We start from the raw sequence: 5,194 nt of genomic DNA, 5'->3' as shown, positions 1-5,194 counted from the left end.
CAGGTACCGGGGCAGCGCGGCGCACGCGCGGGCGGCCCGGCTCGCCGAGTGGTACGAGACGGACCAGGCCCTGCTGATGCTCGGCGAGTCACGGCTGGCCGCCGCGACCGTCACCGGGCTGCTCAGTCGCACCTACTTCCGCGACCCCGGCGACGCGGTCCGGCGGACCGGGCTGGCCGGGGCGGACATGACCGAGGTCGGGGCGGTGCTGGCCCGCCAGTCGGCCGAGTTGACCGCCCGGGGCCGGCCGGTCGACGGGACCGTCGACGACCTGCTCACCGGCTGACCGCGCGGCGGCTCAGCCCAGCCCGCCCTGCACGCCGATCAACGCACCGATCAGGTAGGTCGCCGCCGCCGCGGCGGCGCCGAGCAGCAACTGCCGCGTCCCGCCGGTCCACCACCGCCGGTTGGTGAACCGGGAGACGACCGCGCCGGCCACGAAGAGGCCGAGCCCGCCCACCGCCAGGGCCAGCGCCAGGCTGGTGGCGCCGAGAAGGTACGGCAGCAGCGGCACCAGCGCGCCGACCGAGAAGCAGAGGAACGACGACAGTGCCGCCGCCCACGGGTTGGGTTGCTCGTCCGGGTTGACGCCCAACTCCTCCTGGACGTGCATCCGCAACGCCTGCTCCGGATGCTGGCGGACCGCCTCGGCCACCTGGACGGCAAGATCCTCTGGCAATCCCCGCGCCATCCACATCTCGGCGAGTTCCCGGGCCTCCTCCTCGGGATGGTGTTCCAGCTCGCGCCGCTCCTTGGCCACCTCGGCGGCGATCTGCTCGTTGGCCGAGCGGACGCTGGTGTACTCCCCGAGCGCCATCGAGATCGCGCCGGCGACCAGACCGGCGGTGCCGGTCAGCACGATGGCCTGCGGCGAGACGCCGCCACCGCCGACGCCCGCGATCAGGGCGATGTTGGTCACCAGCCCGTCCATGGCACCGAAGACGGCGGGTCGCAGCCACCCGCCGGAGACGTCCGCGTGGTGGTGCTCCCGCAGTGCCGCAGGGGTGTCGGTCACGGCAGCGTCAGGATCTCGTACCCGTTCTCGGTCACCAGCACCGTGTGCTCGAACTGGGCGGTCCACTTGCGGTCCTTGGTGACCACCGTCCAGCCGTCCTCCCACATGTCGTACTGGTGGGTGCCGAGGGTGATCATGGGCTCGATGGTGAACGTCATGCCCGGCTCCATCACGTCGGTGGGCCGGGGGCTGTCGTAGTGCGGCACGTACAGGCCGCTGTGGAACGCCTCGCCGATGCCGTGGCCGGTGAAGTCGCGGACCACGCCGTAGCCGAACCGCTTCGCGTACGACTCGATGACCCGGCCGATGACGTTGATCTGCCGGCCCGGCGCGACGGCCTTGATGCCCCGCGTCATCGCCTCGTGGGTCCGCTCGACCAGCAGCCGGACCTCCTCGTCGACCTCGCCGACGCAGAAGGTGGCGTCGGTGTCGCCGTGCACCCCGCCGATGTACGCGGTCACGTCCACGTTGATGATGTCGCCGTCGGCCAGCACGGTGGTGTCCGGGATGCCGTGGCAGATCACCTCGTTCAGGCTGGTGCAGCAGGACTTCGGGAAGCCCCGGTAACCCAGCGTCGACGGGTAGGCGCCGTGGTCGACGAGGAACTCGTGCACCACCCGGTCGATCTCGTCGGTGGTCACACCGGGCTTGCAGTGCTCGCCGGCGAGCTGGGTGGCCTGCGCGGCGAGCCGCCCGGCGACCCGCATCTTCTCGATCGTCTCCGGCGTCTGCACGTGCGACCCCTGCCACGGCCGGGGGGCCTTCTTGCCGACGTACTCCGGTCGGACGATGTGGGCGGGCACCGGCCGCCACGGGGAGATCGTGCCTGGGGTCAACGGCGCACGGACGGTCATGCGGCAAGCCTATCGCCGCCCCCGGGGTGACCCCCACCACCGTCGGTGGCCCACGGTTGTTGCCCTACAACAACCGCTGTGTCAAGGTGTCAGCGTGGATCAAGGGGGAGCACCACCCGTCTTCTCCGCCAGCGCGGAGATCGACGGTGACCAGCTCCGCGTGGTGGTCACCGGCGAGGTGGACATGGCGACCGCGGACATCATGCTGCAGACCGCGCTGCGTGAGCCGGCCGTCCGGCTGCTCCTCGACCTGCGCGCGGTCAGCTTCTTCGACTCGGCGGCGATCCACGCCGTGGTGCGGCTCGCCGGTCACTATCCGGACACCCTCGACGTGCTGCCGTCCCGGCAGGTCAGCCGCGTGCTGCACATCGCCGGCCTGGGTGAGCAGCGCTGGTTGCGGCCGGTCTGACCCGCCGGGCCCACCGGCTCAGGCACCCAGTTCCCGACGTAGCGTCACCTCCGTGCCCTCCGTGGTACGCGTGACCGACAACTCCCCGAGTGCCTCGATCAGCGACAGTCCCCGGCCCCGGAAGCCCGACCCGGTCGACTCCCGCCAGCGTCCGCTGTCGCGGATGGTCGCGGTCACCGTCCGGCCCTCCACCGTCACCTCGACGCCGATCGTCGGCTCCACCGGGTCGACCGGGTGTTCGATGGCGTTCGCTGCCGCCTCCGACACCGCCACCGTCAGGTCGAACAGGTCGGTCTCGTTCACCCCGTGCGCGACCAGGAAGTCCTCCAGCCGCTTCCGCAGCACGCTCAGTCGGGTCGGGTCGGCGGGCAGCCGCAGCGCGAACCGGTTGAGCTCGGCCGCCTCCAGCGCGAGCACCGCCACGTCGTCCCGGCGGGGCCGGTCCACGACGCGCTGCACCACCGCCTCGACCAGGTCCACCACATGCTCCCCCGGCCGGGCCGCATCGGCGCGGAGCTGGGCCAACGCGTCGTCGATGTCGACGTTCCGGTCCTCGATCAGGCCGTCGGTGTAGAGCAGCAGCCGCTCGCCGGCACACAGCTCACCGGAGACCGTCTCGTACTCCGCCCCGGGGATCGCGCCGACGGGTGGCCCCAGCGCCCGGTCGTGCAGGAACGCCACGTCGCCTCCTCGGATCAGCAGCGGGGACGGATGACCGGCGTTGGCGTACCGCAGCCGCCCGGTACGAGGGCTGAACCAGAGGCAGAAGACCGTGGCGAAGGACCGGGAGCCGGTCGACCCCACGAGCCGGTTGAGCCGGGTCAACGACTCTCCCGGATCGAACCCCTCCAGCACGTACGCCCGCAGCGCGTTGCGCAGCTGACCCATGGCCGCCGCGGCCGGCACCCCCTTGCCGACAACGTCCCCGATGACCAGGACCATCTCGTCGTCCTCGCGGGTCACCACGTCGTACCAGTCGCCGCCGACCTCGACGTCGGCGCTGCCGGGCAGGTAACGGCTGGCCACCACGGCACCGGGCAACTGGGGCAGGGTGCGCGGCAGCAGGCTGTGTTGCAGGGTCGTGGCGATGCGATGCTCCACCTCGTAGAGCTGGGCGTTCTCCAGGCGCACGCCGACCAGCCGGGCGAGCTGGGTCAACGCGGCCTCGTCCGTGCCGGCCGGCTCGGTGACCGCACGCCACACCCGCAGTTCACCGAGGCGCTTGCCGCCCACCCCGGTCAACGGCAGGACGAAGGCGGGATCGGCGGCGCTGGTGCCGCCGCCGTCGGCCTCGAACCGCGCGTCTCCGGCGGTGACGGACACCCGGACCGCCTCGGCGAGACTCAACGCGTGCCGCGCCGCGACCTGGATCACCTCGTCCGTGGAGCGCGCGGTGTTCACCGCCACGGCCGCGTCCGCGAGTGCGGCCAACCGCCGGATGAGCTGGCCGCGCAGTTGGCCGAGTTCGACGTTGGCGCGTACCCGGGCGACCAGTTCCTGCCCGGAGAAGGGCTTGGTCAGGTAGTCGTCGGCGCCCACCGCCAGGCCGGCCACCTCCTCGGCCGAGCCGGCGCGGGCGGAGAGCAGAACGATCGGCACGTACCGGGTGCGCGGGTCGGCGCGCAGCGCGGCGACCAGCCCGAAGCCGTCCAGCCGCGGCATCATCACGTCGGTCAGCACCAGGTCGAAGTCGGTGTCGACGGCCAACCGCAGGGCGTCCACGCCGTCGGTGGCGGTGAACACCTCCCAGGTCGGCGCGAGCAGCCGGGCGACGTGTTCGCGCAGGTCCGGGTTGTCGTCGACGACCAGGATGCGGCCCGCCGCCGACCCCGTGCCACGGACCTCACCCGTCGCGGCCCGGTCGTCGCTCCAGCGCTCGGTCTCGGCGACGAAGAGGGCGCTCTGCACCGGCTCACGCTCGGTGCCCGTCTCGGCCACCCGGTCGGCCGGGAGGTGCCCGGAGCCGAACGGGACGGTGACGACGAAGCGGCTGCCCTCGTCGACGCGGCTGGTCGCGCTGACCTGACCGCCGTGCATCTCGACCAGTTCCCGCACCAGGGCCAGGCCGATCCCGGTGCCCTCGTGGCTTCGCGACCGCACCCCGGGTGCCCGGTGGAAGCGCTCGAAGACGTGCGGCAGCTCCTCGGCGACGATGCCGACACCGGTGTCGGCGACCTCCAGGCGGGCCACTCCGTCGACCGCCCGGACCTCGATCCGGATCTCCCCGTCGAGGGTGAACTTCACCGCGTTGGAGACCAGGTTGAGAACGATCTTCTCCCACATCTCCTGGTCGACGTAGACCGGCTCGGGCAGCGGCGGGCAGTCCACCGTCAGCCGCAACCCGGCGCGTTCGGTGGCCGAGCGGAACGTGCTGGCCAGCCGGGCGGTGTAGTCCGCCAGGTCGACCGGCTCGTAGTACGCGGCCAGCCGCCCCGACTCCAGCCGGGAGAAGTCGAGCACCGTGTTGACCAGCTTGAGCAGCCGCAACGCGTTGCGGTGCATCATCGTCAGCCGCTGGGTGTACACCTCCGGCAGGGCCGGGTCGGCGAGCAGGTCCTCCAGCGGGCCGAGCACGAGGGTCAGCGGGGTACGGAACTCGTGGCTCACGTTGGCGAAGAAGTTGGTCTTCGCCAGGTCCAGGGCGGCCAGCTCGGCGGCGCGGGCCTGCTCCTGCTCGTACGCGCGCTGCTTGCCGACGGCCCGCGAGACCTGCGCGGCGACGAGTTCGAGGAAGGTCCGGTAGTCGTCGGTGAGCGGCAACCGGCGGGCCACCCCCAGCACCAGCGCGCCCGCCTGCTCGGCGGTGGCGGTGATCGGCAGCAGCAGCGCCTCGTCGGCGGCATCGGCCGGCACCTCACCGAACAGGTCGGCGGTGGACACCGTGCCGCCCCCGGCGGCGGCCAGGTCGGCCAGCCC

4 protein-coding genes and 1 pseudogene are annotated in these 5,194 nt (G+C 72.4%); 2 read left to right on the top strand and 3 right to left on the bottom strand.

The window, feature by feature from the left end; all coding sequences use genetic code 11:
- Positions 1-286 (top strand): annotated as a pseudogene (locus EYA84_RS25870) (nucleotidyltransferase domain-containing protein); the annotation flags it as partial.
- 12 nt (positions 287-298) lie between these two features.
- Here EYA84_RS25870 and EYA84_RS25865 read toward each other — a convergent pair.
- Positions 299-1,015, bottom strand: a complete 717-nt coding sequence (locus tag EYA84_RS25865; RefSeq protein ID WP_131056195.1) for a VIT1/CCC1 transporter family protein — start codon at positions 1,013-1,015, stop codon at positions 299-301.
- A complete protein-coding gene (gene map, locus EYA84_RS25860) occupies positions 1,012-1,869 on the bottom strand; it encodes a type I methionyl aminopeptidase (protein WP_131056193.1) in 858 nt (285 codons plus the stop codon). The genes EYA84_RS25865 and map overlap by 4 nt, the downstream gene beginning before the upstream one ends.
- Before the next feature lie 94 nt (positions 1,870-1,963).
- Here map and EYA84_RS25855 point away from each other — a divergent pair, with 94 nt between their 5' ends.
- The gene (locus EYA84_RS25855) at positions 1,964-2,278 is read left to right on the top strand and encodes an STAS domain-containing protein (RefSeq protein WP_201272482.1); all 315 of its coding nucleotides are present in this window, start codon (positions 1,964-1,966) and stop codon (positions 2,276-2,278) included.
- A gap of 18 nt (positions 2,279-2,296) precedes the next feature.
- On the opposite strand, the gene EYA84_RS25850 is transcribed toward EYA84_RS25855, so the two are convergent.
- Positions 2,297-5,194, bottom strand: a 2,898-nt coding sequence (locus EYA84_RS25850; protein WP_131056191.1) for a SpoIIE family protein phosphatase, incomplete at its 5' end; no start/stop codon positions are given.

This window comes from Verrucosispora sp. SN26_14.1 (assembly GCF_004307965.1).
Lineage (GTDB): Bacteria > Actinomycetota > Actinomycetes > Mycobacteriales > Micromonosporaceae > Micromonospora.
Note: the sequence above shows the minus strand (reverse complement) of the source record. Positions and strands in the feature narration are given on the sequence as shown.

Bases quoted from the DNA above. Each gene is read 5' to 3' on its own strand.
- map (WP_131056193.1), bottom strand. From the start codon at position 1,869: ATGACCGTCCGTGCGCCGTTGACCCCAGGCACGATCTCCCCGTGGCGG.